Origin of the sequence: Rhizobium sp. P44RR-XXIV (genome assembly GCF_001999485.2) — a bacterium.
In the GTDB taxonomy this organism is placed as follows: domain Bacteria; phylum Pseudomonadota; class Alphaproteobacteria; order Rhizobiales; family Rhizobiaceae; genus Rhizobium.
Map to the genome: position 1 here is coordinate 1,016,969 of NZ_MPVZ02000028.1, position 15,059 is coordinate 1,032,027.

A 15,059-nucleotide genomic window follows, 5' to 3' on the forward strand; every position below is an offset into this window, starting at 1 on the left:
GATGTTCCTGATGCGTTCACTATAGCCGAAGATCGTGATCAAGTGAATCGCTTCTTTTCACAATCGAACGGAGCCGTTCCAGCGATGCGTGGTTAGCGCCTCGTCTGATAGAGGTAGTTACCGGGCCGTGACTGCTTGCGGAGTTCATCGGCAACGACACTGCGGACGGAAGTTTCGTATTCACGGGCCATACGCTTTGCGAGATCGTTGTTCTGTTCGGGCGTCCCGGCGCTGCCGTTCACAGTGATGTTCGACGACACGTTGATGGTCTGCGACGGTGCCGGGGCATTCCCGTTCGCGGCCTTCAGGTCCGGCTTGCGGATCACGGGCGCGGTGCCGACATAACCGCCTTCGGCAAAGCCGCCGAGCGCGCCACGGTGAAGGGCTTCGAGGTTGCCGACGCCAATCCGGGCGGTTGCCGCCTTCGACATGACGTATTCGCCCTTGTGGACGACGCCAGCCGGTTCATACTTCCCGCCATCGCCGGTATAGCCACCGTCTGCCCATCCGAAGATAGCGCCGAGAATGCCAGTGCCAGTCCCGCCGAGAAGACCGGAAAGCGGTCCCTTGCCGAGAAGCGCGGCCTGAAGGGTCGCGTCGATGAGGCTGTTCAACAGGTTCTTGAGCGCGTCGTTCAAGGTGGTGGTGCCGGTGAGAAGGCCGGACAGGGACGACGTGAAGGACTGCGCGAAATATTCCTGCGCGGTCCTCAAGCCTTCGCTGGATGCCGCAACCTGCTTGTTCTTGCCGTCAAGCTGCTGCGTCAGGGTGATCTTTTCGCGAATCTTCTGAAGTTCGGCGTCCGTGAGCGTGATGCCCGCCCGCTTCGCTTCCTGCTGCGCCTGATAGACGGCAAGCTCAATGCGCTGCTGCGATACCGACAAGCCGGAAATCGACTGTTCGAAGCGGGCAAGGTCAAGACCTTCCTGGACCGACTGGTTCAAGCTCTTACGTGCCTCATTCTGCTGCTTCAGCAATTCCGTCCGCTGCTTCTCGCTATCGGTCGGGGCAAGCGGCTGGGCTGCGGTCGGCGTCGCGCCGTAGGCCGCGCGAATGGTGCCGTCGTCTACACGCTTCAGGCCGGTCCATTCCTGCCGAAGGGATGCCGGATCACTACCACGACGGCGAAGAAGGGCGCGGGCAAGCTCGTCCTGGGTGGCCTGATCGTAAAGGCGATCACCGGACAGGCCGAGTTCCTTCATCAGGCCCTCAAGGGTCGCGCCCGTGATCTGGTAGCGGCCAAGCGCGGACGAACCCTTGCCGTCACCATAAAGGGCGCGGTTCGCCGGGTCGGCGAGCATCTTGCGCTGAAGGTCGCGGACCTGATTCAACGTCATGCCGGTGAGGTTCTGAGCGCCGCCCGTCCACCGGCCATTGTCGAGGGTGGCATTATAATCCCCACCGCTTTCCACGCTGGCGATGAGATCGAGAATATTATCGTGCTTGCCGAACTTGGCGATGCTCTTCGCCCGGTTCGCAAGATCGGTCGCGTTCATGACTTCGCCCATCGTGCGGGCGTTCTGCACGGCCTTGTTATAGACCGCGTCGATGCTGTCCGTCGTCGCGAGGGTGTCCAGTTCGGCCTTCAGTTCCGGCACGAGCTTCTTCAGGTCCGCAAGGGCATTCTTGAAGTTCGCCGCTGCCGTCTGGCTGGCCTGAAAGCCCTTGCCGACATTCTGGGTGATGTCGGACAGTTCCTTAAGGGCCTGCTTAAGCTCATCGCTACCACCGCCGAGCGCGATAATCTGGTCATCGATCGCGGACAGGTTCATGCGGAGCATCCGAAGGTCATATTCCTTCAGGGCATTGAACGGGTTCGCTTCCGTGTCGGCGATCTGCTTCACAAGCCGGTCGCGTTGGGCCTGAAGGCGCGCAAGCTGCTGTTCCGGGCTATTGTAGGCGTCAATCTTGCGCTGGCCTGCGGCACGCGAAGCCGAGATCAGCCCGCCCGGATCATTGATGAAGCCGATAACGCTGGAAGCGACGTTGACGCCTTCAATCGCCGCCTGCTTGGCATAGACCATGAAATTGCGCCACATAGTCGAAAACTCGCGGTCGATCTTCTTTGCGGCTTCAATCTGTTCGTCGGTGAAGGTCGCGGCCTCGTTGCGCATCTTCTGGATTTCGGAAACAGACATGCCGAGAACCTTGGCAAGCTGTTCCGCACCCGTGCCACCGAAAAGCTCATCAAGTGCGCGGGTCTGTCCGGCCCGGTCAAGCTGCTGAATCTTGCCGATCAACTCATCAAGGAAGGCATTCGGCTCCTTCAGCTTCCTGCCTACCTCTTCGGCAGAATAGCCGAGCCGTTCGAACCATTCCTGTCCGCTACCCTTGCCAGTGCGGGCGAATTCATCACCGCGGATGTTCAATTCCTTGAGGGCATCGGTCACGCCGTCGATGCTCATGCCGGTCGCAGTGGCGACATAGGACCACTGCTGCCATACCTTCGAAGACACGCCAGCCTTGCGGGACTCGCGATCTGCTTCGGCAACGCTATCGGCGATTTCTTTGAATGCCATCGCGAGGCCACCGACTGCGGCCACAGCAACGCCGCCCTTCGTGATCGGGGCGAACATGCCCTCAAGCTTCTCGCCGATGGATGCCGAAGCCTTGCCCATGGTCTTTTCCATGTTCTCGGCAGACTGCCGGGCGCGGCCCTCCATGCGCTTGAAGTTGTCATTCGTGGCGTTGCGGGCGCGTGCCATGTCCCGCTCATACTTAGTAAGGCGGGCTTCAAGGCTGACGACAAGACGCTGCGTATCATCCATTGCTAAAATTCCTTATGCTGCTTCATCCCACATGGCATCCATGCGGGCGGCGTATTCTTCGGGCGGGAGTTCATGAAGGGCGGGCTGATTATCGTTCGCCGCTGCCCGGAAGACAGACAGGGCTGACGCAATCGCGCCGTCGATATGGTTCGAATGGCGCGTGCCCTTGTGCATGGTCGTCAATTCACCCGCGTTCGTGGCGCGCTTCACCACGACGCTTTCGAAGTGATTGCGAAGGATCGGGTGCGCGCCGTGGCGGATGCGACGGCCATTTACGACGCGCTCAAGGTCGCAAATCGGGCCGTGCATGTGCTTCGCCGTCTGCGGAAGCTGAAGCACGTTGATGCCGTGGTCTACGAGCTTGCCCATGATCGGCCCGGCAAGCGACGGGTCGAAGATAACTTCGCGCACGTCGAAGGTGCCGCAAAGGTCAACAATCTTGTCGGCGATCACGGCGGGTTCGATCACCGGGCCGTCGATCACGGTCAACAGGCCATCATCGCGCCACCGGGTATAGGGAACCTGTTCGACCTTGGCCTTTTCCTCAAGCCCTTCGGACGGCAGGAAGAACCACGGATGAACTGAAATGCGGCCATCGCCGTGCCGGAACGCGGCCACGATAGCGGTCAAGTCACCGGAGCGGGACAAGTCCACGCCAAGCCAGCACGGCAGGCCCTCAAGTTCGGCGAGATCGAAGTTCGGATCACGGCCCGCGTCATACACGGCCATGTCGAAGAGCGGATCACGAGAAGCGGCCTGCCAAATGTTCAAGCCAAGCTGCTGAAACTCATACCGCGTCGGCGGGCTGACCTTGGCCTTGCGAACCCAATCGCGCATCCCTTCAAGGTCGGGGAAACCATAAGGCAGGCCGGGGTTCGCCTTCGGCCACGTTGCTTCATCTTCCCAATCGTCGCCGGGTTCGGCCTGAAACAGGATCGGCAAAAAGGTCGGGTCTTCATGTTCGCCCGTCGCGACCTTGTAAGCGTAATCATAGAGTTCGAAGCCAACATTATCCTGCCCGCGCCCTGCCGTCGTGCAAACGATCATCAGCGGTTCGCTGGTCTTAACCATGCCGGAAGATAGAGCTTCCCAAAGGTCTCGGCCCTGCCACTTGTGAATTTCGTCCACAAGGATGAAGTTCGGGGTGGTGCCGTGCTGGGCCTTGCCGTCGCTCGAAACCGCTTTGAGGGTCGCGCCGTTGCGGGTGTTCAAAATCCGCTTCATTCCTCCAAAGGCGTTATTTATCCTCGAAATTGCCTTCAGCGGGCGCGTCCGTTCTACGATGCTCGCCACCTCGCTAAAGCCGATATTAGCCTGTTCGCGATCACACGCGGCGAAAATCACCTGCCCGGATGGCACGGCTTCGGGGCCGTAGACGTGAAGCGAAGACCATGCTGCCGCGTGGCTGGTCTTGCGATTGCCACGGCCAAGCATGAGAAACACGGTCTTGATGATACGGCGACCGTCAGGATGACGCGGGCCATAGATGCGGCGCGTGATGCGCTCGAACGGGTCGAAAAGCTGGAAGGCATTCTTCGGCGCACTGCTTTTCGGGTGCTTCAGCGCCCGGATGAAGTCAACGGCATCCTGTCCATAGCCGAACGGGTCGTCGATAGTGCTGCCATCGTAAATCCAGTGCGGGAACGCGCTCTTAGGCATGGGTGCGGTTCCTGCCAATCGAGAGAATGCTGTCTTCGTCGTCATCGTCCATCGCCACGCTGCCGACACGGGCGCGGCTGGTCGGCGACAACCCGTATTCGGCTGCAAGCTGCCGGGCCGTCTGCAAAGCGCGGTTCTGCATCCCGAACAGAACCTTATCCATCGGGGCCGCACGACGGGCGTCCTCAACCTCACGGGCGAAACCGCGCGCCATGCACAAATCTTCGATGCCGCCGAGATCGCCACGGGTGATAATGCCGCGTTCGATGAGGCCGGGCATGATCCGCTTCCACTCGGCGCGGGCATAGGCCGAAAGGTGCTTCGGTGCCGAAGGTGCCTTCATCAGGGCGTTGCTATCGCGTTCGACGGGCGGCTTCACGCCGCGAAGGTGGGTCACTTCAGGGCCTCGCCGAGAAGTTCCAGCGCATCGCGCCTGCCGATTTCCTTGATTTCCTTCAGGCCGTAGGCGATGCCGTCATAGGTCACGCGGTCGGCAGTCGTGATGCCAGGACGAAAACGGACACGGAAAATCACGGTGCCGGTTTCGGCCTCGCCGTATCCGGTGAAGAATTCGCTCGCCGACTGCTGAAGGACTTCGGCCCATACCGTTGCGACGGGCGTCCACGCCTTCACCACGTCGCCGGAAGGCTTGGTGCCTTCCGTCTCGCGTTCGATAGTGATGCGGCGATCCATGTTACCGATATTGAGCATCAGACAATCCACCGAATGAGGGCTTCGACGGACAGGACGCCATGACCATATGCGGGGTTAGGATCACGCGGGAACCGGGATGCGGTGACACGAAAATGGTCGCAATAGCCGCCTTCGATAGCCAGATTGCGCTTGTCGAGGGCTGCGGTAACAGCGCCCGCAATCTCCTTCGCCGCATCCTGCCCGGCGTCCAGCGTCCAGATATGAAGGTCCAGATACACCCACGCCGTCCGCTGGCTGCTATAATCATGGCCGTGAAGCGCGGTGTTGCCGTCGCTCATTATAATGCAGGGCTTGTTATCGGGCCGGGTGCTGCCCGAACGGATATCCTCTGCCGGAACAAGGTCGGTGACTTCCTGCTTCCCGATGAGGCGGGCGCGGATAGCAGTCTGAAGGGCAAGGGTCGGTTCAATCATTCCATGCGTCTTTCACGGCCTTCTTTGCGGCGCGGTTGATACGGTTCTGAAGGCGCTTGCGGAGAAGCCGAAGGGCGGGCCAGAAAAATGGCTGCGCTTCGGCGTTCGACGTGCCGTATTCGACAAGGTGCGCGTAGCGAACATCGGTGTTTCCGGCCGTGACGATCACTTCCGTTTCACCGGCAACGCGACTGCCGCCCGGCTGCGAATATGCGGGCGTGGCGTGGCCGGGCATGGTCACAGCAATGCTGTCGATGAGCGCGCCGGTATCGCGGGACGTTTCGGCAAGGGCCTTCTGGGCATCGGCAAGCTCGTTGCCGGACTTCCTCAAGGCCGGAAGCACGGCCTCACGCGGCGCGCGGGCGATCCTGTCGAAGGCTGCGAGGGTTTCGGCGAGGCCGTTGTCGCTCTTATTCGCCATCGCCGAACCACTTTTCGCGATAGCTGGAAAGCAACGACGTTACGCCGAGCGGCACAGAGTCCACGGAAATGCCGTAGCTCGCGAGACTGCGAACCTCATAATGGAAGGAAACGAGCTTCAGAATTGCGATTTTCACGTCTGCCGGAAGTGGATCGAAGTCGGCGAGCGGCTTGCCGATGTAATTGGCAATCCATGCTTCGGCACCGTCGATGTAGAGCGAAATAAGCTCATCTTCGGCGTTTCCATCGATCTTCATGTGCTGCTTGGCGAGGTCAAGCGATACTACGGTCATGCTTCATTCCCTGAAAAAGTTATATTGGCGCTCTCTTGTGAAGTGCTCCCCGCGCCGGTCCCCTCAAAGGCAGACAAATTGGAGACCACCCCCGCCCGGCGCTGCTTAGGGGTTGGGGTGCCGAGTGCCTGCTCCATCGTCCAGCCATCAGCTAATCGAGCGCGCAAGGTGAAACGCGGGACACCAGTGATGTCGGCGAGTTCAGAAAGAAGCCAACGCTGTCCAAGGTAGGTGTATAAAACAGTCTTCATAGCGCGCGCTCCTGCCGCTGCTTGATGGAGTTGTGACAGGGTGCGCAAAGCGGCTGCCAGTTCGCGCGGTGCCAGAACAGGCGCTTGTCGCCTCGATGGGGAACATTGTGATCGACCACGCTGGCGATGCGCGTGATGCCGTGGGTGCTGCACTCCCGGCAGTGCGGGTGCATAGTGAGGTATTCGGTGCGGGCCTTGCGCCACTCGTGGTTATAGCCACGGACACGGGCCGAAGGACGGCGAGCATCATGCCGGGCGTTGCGTTCGCGGGTTAGCGCGCGCTGGCATTCGCAGATAACGCCGTATTCCACGACGCGACTACAAGAACAAATGCGGGGCGGCTTGCTCATGATCCGCTCGCGATCTTCATCTTGAGTGAGTGAAGGCCGGAACGGTCAAATTCAGGATCGAGGCCAGCAGCGACATTACGCGCGGCCTGTTCGGGGTCGAATGCCTTCGCCGGAGGCTGCTTATCGTCCTCGCTGCTACCGTGGATGGCCTTCAGCTTTGCGATATGGGCCGAATATGCGCGGTCGATTTCGGTCGGCGTGGCGTTCCATGCCTGTTCGGGCGTCCAGCCGAGCCAGCCGGTCGCCTGTTCGAACTGATGAGCATAGAATTCCGGCCATGCGAGCGACTTGCCGCTAGGTGCCGGTGCAGCCCCATTATCCCTGTCCGGGTTCGGCGCGGGCATGAGCATGGAAACAAGTTCGGCGAGCGGCATACGAGCCGGGCCGATGAAATCCGAAAGCGGGGTTCCCTTACAGATGGACAGGAACCCCGCCGCATCCTGCCGATTATTGGCCGTCGTCAGGATGATTTCGGAAATGAAAGTGAAATTGCCGTCAGCTAAGGCCCGATACATTGCCTGAAAGCTGAAACGCGATGCGAGGGTAACTGCGGCCTGCAAGGTAGGGCGAAGCGTCACGGTGCTTCCACTGTGCGAGATCCTTACTTCTTCATAGGCGGGCCGCTGGTAGATCATGGATTAAGCCGCAACCTTCAGCTTCGTAAGGGCTTCGCCCATGACGATGCGACCACCTACACGACGGCGAGCATGAAGCTTGATGATGCCATTCGCCGCGCCGGTCAGTTCATCGCGAAGGATATTGAAGCCCACGCGGTCAGCAACGGCATAGCCCGTTGCGAAATCGCCGAAGACAATCGGCGTGGCATCGGCTGCAACGTCCGGCATGTCCACGGCTTCGTAGACCGGGCGACCAAGCAGAAGCGGCGGCTGGCCGGCCGCAATCGAGCGCTCCCACAGATAAGCCCCGTCGGTGTCCTTCAGCTTGCGAACAGCGGCCATCGTCTTGCGGTTCATGAGCCAAGAGCCGTTTGCCGAATAGGCAGTCTTGATGCTGTAGAACAGGTCAATGAGATCGTCGGCGGCAATCTCGCCTTCAAATTCCTGCACGTCGTCGGACGTAAGAATGCCTTCGGCCTGAGTGCTGCCGTTGCCGTTGACGAACCAACCGGCCTCCTTCTGGCCGAACCGGCGTGCAATGTGGTTGCCGAGATAGGACGCAAGATCGATCTGGGCGTCCTCAAGCAGGATGCGGGTGACCGGAACGATGACGGCCATTTCGAACGGCTTCAGGTCGATCTGATCGAACGACGGTTCGCTTTCCGGGCGCGGCGCGGTTTCCGCAACTTCACCGACTGCAACCTCATCGACAAGGCGGGGAAGCTGAAGCAGCGGGCCGGACATGCTGATGGTCTGGGCAAGGCCGCGAACCGGCGAGAACTCGGCGACCTTTTCGAGGATCGAAGTCGAGACCGCTTCCGGTGCCAGGATGCCGCCCGTCGAAGGGGTAGCATAGCCAAGCGACTTCACTTCATTGGCATCGCCGGAGCGAACGAAATCGGCGAATGCCTTCTTCTCGCTGTTGTCATTGACGGCATTCGGGTGATTGTTATTGGCTGCAAGGGGGCGGTTCGCCTTGGCTTCCAGCTTGTCCATGCGGGCCTTGATGGCCTTCAGTTCTTCAGGGGAAACAACCGGGTCAGACTTAACTTCCGGTGCATTCTCGATTTCGTTTTCCATAATTTCCTCAATCTGGGACTTAACGACGGTGACGTGTGCGCCGGGATGAACCGGGCGACGGCAAAGGCTGATTTCGTTGATGGTGATGGACTTGAAGACGCGACCGCCTGCCGGGCGCGGGTCAAAGCCGGTGTGACGGAAGCCGATGGACAAGCCGCCGATCTTACCGGCCTTCAACTGCCGGTGAGCATCGCGGGCGGGTCCGATGCCTTCCACGAACAAGCGGCCCTTAACTTCAAGCCCCCTGTCGGTTTCGGTGTAGGTCTCCCAAACACCGACAACCTTATGCTGGTCATGTTCCATGACCATCGGCACACTGTTCGCGAAGGCGATGGTGCCCTTTTCAATTATGTCGCCGACGCTATCGGGCGCGTCGAAAGGCCAAGCCATGCCGGTGACGGTGCCAGCTTCGTCAATCGAGACTTCAGCCTTGATTTCGAGGTTCTGAGCGATCATTCCGCAACCTCGCGAAGACCTTCATTGATGGCTGCGCCCATATCGCCGGTCGCGGCTGTATCGTTTTCAGGCTTGCCGCTCCAACGGGCGTCCAGAATGTCGAATGCGAGAATGTAGAGGTCCGAAATAAGCATCGAACGGCTGTAAATGCCGGTGAGCTTCAGGGCTTGTTCCGGGGACATTCCACCACCGATAAGGCCGGTGCGGATGACTTCGGTCAGGTCAAAGAAGTGCGCTGCCATCGAACGGAACCGGGCATGAAGTGCCATGATGCCGCTGCCGGTCGTGCGCTCTAGCTCATGAATCATTTCGGTCGTGAGGGCGAAGGTCTTTTCGCCGTCACCGAAAAAGGCGGTGTGCTGCATTACTGTGATTCCTTCGGCTGCTGGCGCTCTGCCGGGCCGGTCGTGGTCGTCGTGGTGTAGGGATTGGCGAGTTCGTCACCGCCCGGAAGCGACGGATAGTTCATGGCTGCGCGGGCTTCGTTCGGCGTCATCACGCGAGCGGCGATGAGCTTGCTGAAGATTTCGGCCCTGCCTGCCGCGTCGGCGCGCTGAAGGTCATCAATGACGAATTCGAAATAGAGGGTGTCGCGCTCTTCGTCGGTGAGAAGCACGGTCGCATAGGCGTCCTGCCACTTGTCGAGCCACGGGCGAAGGCAAAGCTGAAGGAAGCTCGCGGCCATCTGTTCGGCATTGCTCCACGTCGCGCGCTCAAGCTGATAGAGCATGTGAGGGGGAACGCCAAAGATGCGGGCGACTTCGTTGATCTGTTCAAGGCGGTTTTCAATGAATTGCGCGTCGGTGCTGGCAAGAGCCATCTGCTGATAGCGGAAGCCGTTCGGCACGATGAGCGGGCGCGACTGCTTCCCGCCGCTGAAGGCCGAACGATAGTCTTTCAGGATATTGGCGATGGTCTTCGTCCCGGCGTCAGTGTCGGGAACCGTGTTCTCGGTCCAGAACATGCCGCTGGGGCGCGCGCCGTCGCTGAAGAGATTGGACGTATGCTTTTCGAGGGTGAGGCCGATGCCGATGGCCTCGCGGCCAAGCTTGACCGGCGAGACGCCAGCGAAGGCCGGGATATAGAGAACGTCGCGGTAGAAATGCCGGACCTGTCCGCGTTCGGTCGATACGAGATAGAAGGGTTCGCCATCGTCCTCGCAATTGCGCTGCACCTTCGACGGGTCCAGCCGGTGAAGCTCAAGCGGGCGATCATCGGACGCGCGAACTACCTGCGCATAGCCAGCGCCGTGAAGCAGGGCGTCAATCGTCAGGTCGATGCGAAGCTGTCCGGCGCTGGTCCAGTCGTTCGCCCGGCTATGGGTGATCTTATGGCCGGGATGATCCTTGGCCGCTTCCTTGCTGTCGTCAGTCTCGCGGTAGAGCTTGCAAGGAAGCGAGCCGATGGTTTCAGAGATCAACCGCACGGCCTGAAGAACTGCCGGGACGTGCATCGCAGAATTGCCAGTAACGACAATCCCGGAAGCAGTAGGAATCAGGCCGAAGATTTCATTGATTGCGGGATCAGTGAGGGAATACGCCTTCTGTTCTGTCGAGAAGCCGAGCGCCTTCTTCGCACTTGAAACAATATTCGGCAGATTCATGCGTTCCGTCCTCAATTAACTTGAGGGCAGAATCTCATATCAGGACTCTCTTGTGAATCCCTTTGTGTGATTATTTTCCTATTTTATAGGATTTAATTCACATTTTGATTAGGAGCCGTCTCACTCTTATCTGCCGCAACAATGTCCCGCACCATGTCCATTTGTTCCGCAATCGAGATTAGACGGAGATCGCTCCCGCCGTAATCATCTGCGGACGAACCGGAAGCACGGCCTGTAATGTAGAGCGCGGCCTTCTGACTGACGCCAGCATACAAAGCGTCTTCAAATAGGTGGCGGAATCCGTGGTTCGGAGGTGGCATGTCCTTCCGGTTAGGAAAGACCTTCTCATGAATCCATTCCCGAATACGCTGGTCCTCATTCATGCCACCCGGAAAGAGCTTGCCGTCTGGCTGAGCTTTAACGAAATCAATGAAGCCTTCGCAGACCAGCGCGCGATGCACCGGCACCTTGCGGGCCTTGCCGGTCTTCGTCGTGCGACCATTGCCAACACGAATATGAATGAACCAATGGCCCTCAAGCTCGAATATATCGCTCTTCTCTAAAACTGTTATTTCGTTCACACGCGCGCCGGTATGGGCGATAATCCAAGGTATCCAGCGGAAGCTCGACCGGGCTGCGGTGCGCGCTGTCACCAATAGGTGACGCGCATCCTTGAGGGTATAGGTTCGTTCGGCGCTGTCCTTCTCTTCACCAACGGGCATTTCTAGGTAGTCGAAGGGAGTGCCCTTCGGCGCAGCCGGGAAGAGCCTTCCACGGCATTGTTCTTGTCCCCATCCGAGAATTGCCCGGATCGTCGCTAGCTTATCTTTGATCGTCTTTCGGGAGAGTTTGCCAGCATCAAGCATGGCGTTGCGCCATGCCTCCCCTTCCTCAAGGGTGACGGTCGCAACGCGCTTGCTGCGGCGATGGTGTTCGAAGTCATGCACAACGCCGCGATACTTTTCTAGCGTGGTTGCGGACTTCACCTTGCCGCCCAATCCCATGCCGGTCAGGCGCTCCTTCTCCGCAATGACCATTTCGAACGTCAGATTGTTGAAATCCGAAGCATCCACCTCTTGGGCGATTTCGTCGGCATCAACGGCAGCAGCTAGCATGGGGTCTTCCGGCTTCCCGGTGAAATCGCCCTCGTCGCGTTCGGCAACGCGGGCAAGCGCTTCAAGCTCTGAGACACACAAGGCGCGGGCGAGCGTTCGCCATTCCGACGAGCCTTTGACTACCGTCGTGTTGCCAAGGCGTCGGAAGCGCTCGATTTGACGCCCGACAAGCGTTTCGAGGCTATCGTCGGAAAGACCGCCCGCGACACCCTCCCGCAAGAGTTCCACAAGCCTGTCGTCCACAAGGCCCATCGCATGGCGATTGTCCATGTTCCGCAATTCGGTGTCGAAGGCGATTCGTTGATTGTAGTTTCGAAGAGCGATCTGTTCGACCGGGAGAGGATAGCGACCGGGCGTGATGGCTTCGCCCTTGGCGACCATGGCGCGCCGCTCCGCAACCGCGATTTGCGCCTGTATGTCCGCAACGGCTGTATGAAGGCGCGCTTTCGCTGCCCGCTTGTCAGGCCCAAGCGGCGTGCGGAGTTCGGTCTTATTGTCGAGGAAGGGCCGAAGGTCTTTCGGAATGACGATCCGGGCGAAATATCGTCCGTCGCGATTTAGGAGGTATTTGTCTGTCATGCCAGTCTCTTTTGTTACATGGTTTGTAACAGATGACTGTGCGGAACCCCAACTAAATCAGCATTTCCAGCGTTTTCAGGCGAAAACGATGGTCGGAGTGGAGAGATTCGAACTCCCGACCCTCTGGTCCCAAACCAGATGCGCTACCAGACTGCGCTACACTCCGTACCGTCAGCACGATCCTCGAAACAATGCATCTAAGCAAACGAGATCGTGCCTGTATCCTGTACCGCCGAACACCTGCCCTGCGGAACGAATGGGGAGATACACGGTTCACCTGTCGGCTGCAACAGGTAAAATCATGCTGGACAACTCTTCCCCGGAGAAATCTACTTGCCTGATTTCTTTGAGATGGTGGCGCTCGTCACCTTATCGCCGACAGCAAGGCCGAGTTTTTTGACAATTCCGGCGTTCAGCTCGATGACGTAAGCGACCGGGCCGCCTGAGCTGATAATCGCCTCGGAATAAGGCACGGCATTTTCCTGGATATGGGTGACGATACCTGTTTGATCCAGAAATAGCATGTCGAGCGACAGCTTGGTGTTCTTCATCCACATCATGACGGGGCGTGACGTGCCGAAATCGAACAGCATGCCATGATCGGCGGCCATCTTGTCGCGATACATCAAGCCGAATTCCAGCTGCGGTGGCGTCAGGGCCAGTTCGACGCTGAACTTGTGCGTCACGCCCTTGGGCGAAATGATCGACAGCGGCTCCGATTCGAAGGCCATCGACTGCTGGCTCGTTGCCTGCGCGGCAACCGAAGTCGGAGCCGCGGCCCCAACGAGAAAAAGCGCCACGATGGCGCTTTTTAGTGCGCCTAACATCATGTTTTTATTATATTTTGTGTTCCACGCCATAAATTAGACCATACTCAGACAGGTTGCCTTTGGAGATATTATGGCCGCAATGGCCACGTCTGTCGATCAGCAAAAAGCGCTGGGATGCCAATTGAAGAGATCACCGGCCGGAGGCTCAAGCGTGATGGAAAGAGGCTTGCCGAACTAGAGGCGTTGCCGGGTGGCCGGCATAGTGGCGGATTTCAGACATAGGTCCGATAGCCAAAGAGCTGGCAACGGTATAATGCTCTCATCATGGCCCTAGACCCAATCAAAGCTCTAACAGACTATGCTGAGGCGGACTGCACCGTACAGTTCTGGATTACCGATGCTCCCGCAGTTGAATTCAAATCTCTAAGGGCCGCGGTCAGCTACGCCAAAGATCATGGCGGGCGATGGCAGGAGATCGAAATCACGGTGCATTTGCCCCGGGAGGACATTGTCTATGCAACCGAAAAGGTGCATCGGCTGATCGATGCATTGCAAATTCGAGGTTAGCGCCAGTTGCGGTGACCTTGAGCGGATGATCTTGATTATCGCGAATGCCGACGAAGCGCCGCTTCAGCCCCTGCATATGGCAATTGGATCGAGAAACATTGGGCGATCTCACGGTCCAATGAAGCGTCCAAGCGAAGCTCTTCGAAACCCTGAGACACAAATTCGCGACGATTTCAGTGCGGCCGTGTTGCTGCGCTCGGCGCGTCCGGATGGATTTCCGCCGCCATCAGGCCCTTTTCGCCAGGTCCGAAGCGAACGAGCACCACCTGCCCCGGCCGCAGCTCCGCCAGGCCGAAGCGGCGCAACGTTTCCATGTGCACGAAGATATCCTCTGTGCCCTCACCGCGCGTCAGGAAGCCAAAACCCTTGGTGCGGTTGAACCACTTGACCAAGGCACGCTCCAGACCACTGGTCGCCGTTACCTGCACATGGGTGCGCACCGGCGGCATCTGCGATGGATGCGTGGCGGTCGACTGATCCATGGAGAGAATCTTGAAGGCCTGATAGCCGCGCTCCCGGCGCTGGATCAGCGCTACGATGCGCGTTCCCTCGAGAATGGTCTGATAACCGTCGCGACGCAGGCATGTCACATGCAGCAAAACGTCCTGCATGCCGTTGTCGGGCACGATGAAACCAAAACCCTTGGCAACATCGAACCACTTGACGACGCCGGAGATTTCGATGAGCTCGACGGTATCGCCGGACATCTCCTCGAAGTCTTCAACTCCCTTCGATGAAATTCTGTCACCCATCCTAGCCAGCCCTCGATTACGCGTCACACTGTTACGGTTAACTGATTCCCTGATATCAAGATTAACATCTTGGTAACGGAAAAGCGCAAGTCCTAGTTTTTGTTTATCCGCACCCTAAGATTACCGCTCCAACACTTGCGCGAAGCTGGCGTCGCGATCCAAGATCGCACCAGCTCAATATTAAGAGAGGAAATAGAATGCGTTATCTCCACACAATGGTCCGCGTCACCGATCTCGACGCCTCGTTGCATTTTTATAGCACCCTATTCGGCCTCACCGAAACCCGCCGCTACGAAAACGAGAAGGGTCGCTTTACGCTCGTATTCCTTGCCGCGGCCGAAGATGCCGAATCGTCCCGAAGCAATGGCGCGCCCAGCCTGGAATTGACCTATAACTGGGACCCGGAAGTCTATACAGGCGGACGCAATTTCGGTCATCTTGCCTATGAGGTCGACGACATCTACGCGACCTGCCAGAAGCTCATGGACAATGGCATCATCATCAATCGCCCGCCGCGTGATGGCCACATGGCGTTCGTAAGGTCTCCGGACGGCATTTCCATCGAGATCCTGCAGAAGGGCGACAATCTTCCGTCCGCCGAGCCTTGGGCTTCCCTTCCCAATACCGGCGCCTGGTAAAACGCAAGCTTTCG

General features: G+C 58.7%; 18 protein-coding genes, 1 tRNA gene and 1 pseudogene. 2 read left to right on the forward strand and 18 right to left on the reverse strand.

Annotation, left to right across the window (positions count from 1 at the left end; translation table 11 throughout):
* Window positions 1-92: 92 nt before the first annotated feature.
* From BSK43_RS22095 to BSK43_RS22170, 17 genes and pseudogenes are all read right to left on the reverse strand, one after another.
* Window positions 93-2,768 (reverse strand): phage tail tape measure protein, encoded by a 2,676-nt coding sequence (locus BSK43_RS22095; RefSeq protein WP_077469821.1) that lies wholly within the window; start codon window positions 2,766-2,768, stop codon window positions 93-95.
* A 12-nt stretch (window positions 2,769-2,780) separates the two neighbouring features.
* Entirely contained in the window at window positions 2,781-4,427 is a 1,647-nt protein-coding gene (locus BSK43_RS22100; RefSeq protein ID WP_077469820.1) for a terminase TerL endonuclease subunit, read from the reverse strand.
* Window positions 4,420-4,824, reverse strand: a complete 405-nt coding sequence (locus tag BSK43_RS22105; RefSeq protein ID WP_077469819.1) for a P27 family phage terminase small subunit — start codon at window positions 4,822-4,824, stop codon at window positions 4,420-4,422. Before BSK43_RS22105 ends, BSK43_RS22100 begins: the two co-directional genes overlap by 8 nt.
* Window positions 4,821-5,138: a phage head closure protein gene (locus BSK43_RS22110; RefSeq protein WP_077469818.1), complete on the reverse strand. Its 318-nt coding sequence runs from the start codon at window positions 5,136-5,138 to the stop codon at window positions 4,821-4,823. Before BSK43_RS22110 ends, BSK43_RS22105 begins: the two co-directional genes overlap by 4 nt.
* Window positions 5,138-5,554, reverse strand: a complete 417-nt coding sequence (locus BSK43_RS22115; RefSeq protein ID WP_077469817.1) for a DUF3168 domain-containing protein — start codon at window positions 5,552-5,554, stop codon at window positions 5,138-5,140. Before BSK43_RS22115 ends, BSK43_RS22110 begins: the two co-directional genes overlap by 1 nt.
* Window positions 5,547-5,975 carry an HK97-gp10 family putative phage morphogenesis protein gene (locus BSK43_RS22120; RefSeq protein WP_136687176.1) on the reverse strand — a complete coding sequence of 143 codons (429 nt, stop codon included), beginning with the start codon at window positions 5,973-5,975 and terminating at the stop codon, window positions 5,547-5,549. The genes BSK43_RS22115 and BSK43_RS22120 overlap by 8 nt, the downstream gene beginning before the upstream one ends.
* Entirely contained in the window at window positions 5,965-6,267 is a 303-nt protein-coding gene (locus tag BSK43_RS22125) for a head-tail connector protein (protein ID WP_077469816.1), read from the reverse strand. Before BSK43_RS22125 ends, BSK43_RS22120 begins: the two co-directional genes overlap by 11 nt.
* Window positions 6,264-6,518: a hypothetical protein gene (locus BSK43_RS22130; RefSeq protein ID WP_077469815.1), complete on the reverse strand. Its 255-nt coding sequence runs from the start codon at window positions 6,516-6,518 to the stop codon at window positions 6,264-6,266. The genes BSK43_RS22125 and BSK43_RS22130 overlap by 4 nt, the downstream gene beginning before the upstream one ends.
* On the reverse strand, window positions 6,515-6,868 hold the full coding sequence (locus tag BSK43_RS22135) for an HNH endonuclease (RefSeq protein WP_077469814.1): 354 nt from the start codon (window positions 6,866-6,868) through the stop codon (window positions 6,515-6,517). Before BSK43_RS22135 ends, BSK43_RS22130 begins: the two co-directional genes overlap by 4 nt.
* Window positions 6,865-7,446, reverse strand: coding sequence for a hypothetical protein (locus BSK43_RS22140; RefSeq protein WP_246662650.1), 582 nt, complete (start codon window positions 7,444-7,446; stop codon window positions 6,865-6,867). The genes BSK43_RS22135 and BSK43_RS22140 overlap by 4 nt, the downstream gene beginning before the upstream one ends.
* A gap of 60 nt (window positions 7,447-7,506) precedes the next feature.
* On the reverse strand, window positions 7,507-9,021 hold the full coding sequence (locus tag BSK43_RS22145; RefSeq protein WP_136687178.1) for a phage major capsid protein: 1,515 nt from the start codon (window positions 9,019-9,021) through the stop codon (window positions 7,507-7,509).
* The gene (locus tag BSK43_RS22150; protein WP_077469812.1) at window positions 9,018-9,386 is read right to left on the reverse strand and encodes a gene transfer agent family protein; all 369 of its coding nucleotides are present in this window, start codon (window positions 9,384-9,386) and stop codon (window positions 9,018-9,020) included. The genes BSK43_RS22145 and BSK43_RS22150 overlap by 4 nt, the downstream gene beginning before the upstream one ends.
* Complete coding sequence (locus tag BSK43_RS22155; protein WP_077469811.1) at window positions 9,386-10,624, reverse strand: phage portal protein; 1,239 nt, start codon at window positions 10,622-10,624, stop codon at window positions 9,386-9,388. The genes BSK43_RS22150 and BSK43_RS22155 overlap by 1 nt, the downstream gene beginning before the upstream one ends.
* A 92-nt stretch (window positions 10,625-10,716) precedes the next feature.
* Window positions 10,717-12,120, reverse strand: a complete 1,404-nt coding sequence (locus BSK43_RS35430; RefSeq protein ID WP_205910644.1) for a hypothetical protein — start codon at window positions 12,118-12,120, stop codon at window positions 10,717-10,719.
* A gap of 27 nt (window positions 12,121-12,147) precedes the next feature.
* Window positions 12,148-12,318 (reverse strand): annotated as a pseudogene (locus tag BSK43_RS36155) (DUF6538 domain-containing protein); the annotation flags it as partial.
* A gap of 89 nt (window positions 12,319-12,407) precedes the next feature.
* Window positions 12,408-12,484, reverse strand: a tRNA-Pro gene (locus BSK43_RS22165).
* Window positions 12,485-12,647: 163 nt separating this feature from the next.
* The gene (locus BSK43_RS22170) at window positions 12,648-13,148 is read right to left on the reverse strand and encodes a DUF192 domain-containing protein (protein WP_136687183.1); all 501 of its coding nucleotides are present in this window, start codon (window positions 13,146-13,148) and stop codon (window positions 12,648-12,650) included.
* Between the two features lie 264 nt (window positions 13,149-13,412).
* Between BSK43_RS22170 and BSK43_RS22175 the strand changes: the two genes are divergently transcribed.
* The gene (locus BSK43_RS22175; protein WP_077469810.1) at window positions 13,413-13,655 is read left to right on the forward strand and encodes a hypothetical protein; all 243 of its coding nucleotides are present in this window, start codon (window positions 13,413-13,415) and stop codon (window positions 13,653-13,655) included.
* A 173-nt stretch (window positions 13,656-13,828) separates the two neighbouring features.
* Here BSK43_RS22175 and BSK43_RS22180 read toward each other — a convergent pair whose 3' ends face one another.
* On the reverse strand, window positions 13,829-14,407 hold the full coding sequence (locus tag BSK43_RS22180) for a cold-shock protein (RefSeq protein WP_077469809.1): 579 nt from the start codon (window positions 14,405-14,407) through the stop codon (window positions 13,829-13,831).
* A 197-nt stretch (window positions 14,408-14,604) separates the two neighbouring features.
* On the opposite strand from BSK43_RS22180, the gene BSK43_RS22185 reads away from it, so the two are divergent.
* Window positions 14,605-15,045: a VOC family protein gene (locus BSK43_RS22185; RefSeq protein WP_068386302.1), complete on the forward strand. Its 441-nt coding sequence runs from the start codon at window positions 14,605-14,607 to the stop codon at window positions 15,043-15,045.
* Window positions 15,046-15,059: the final 14 nt, after the last annotated feature.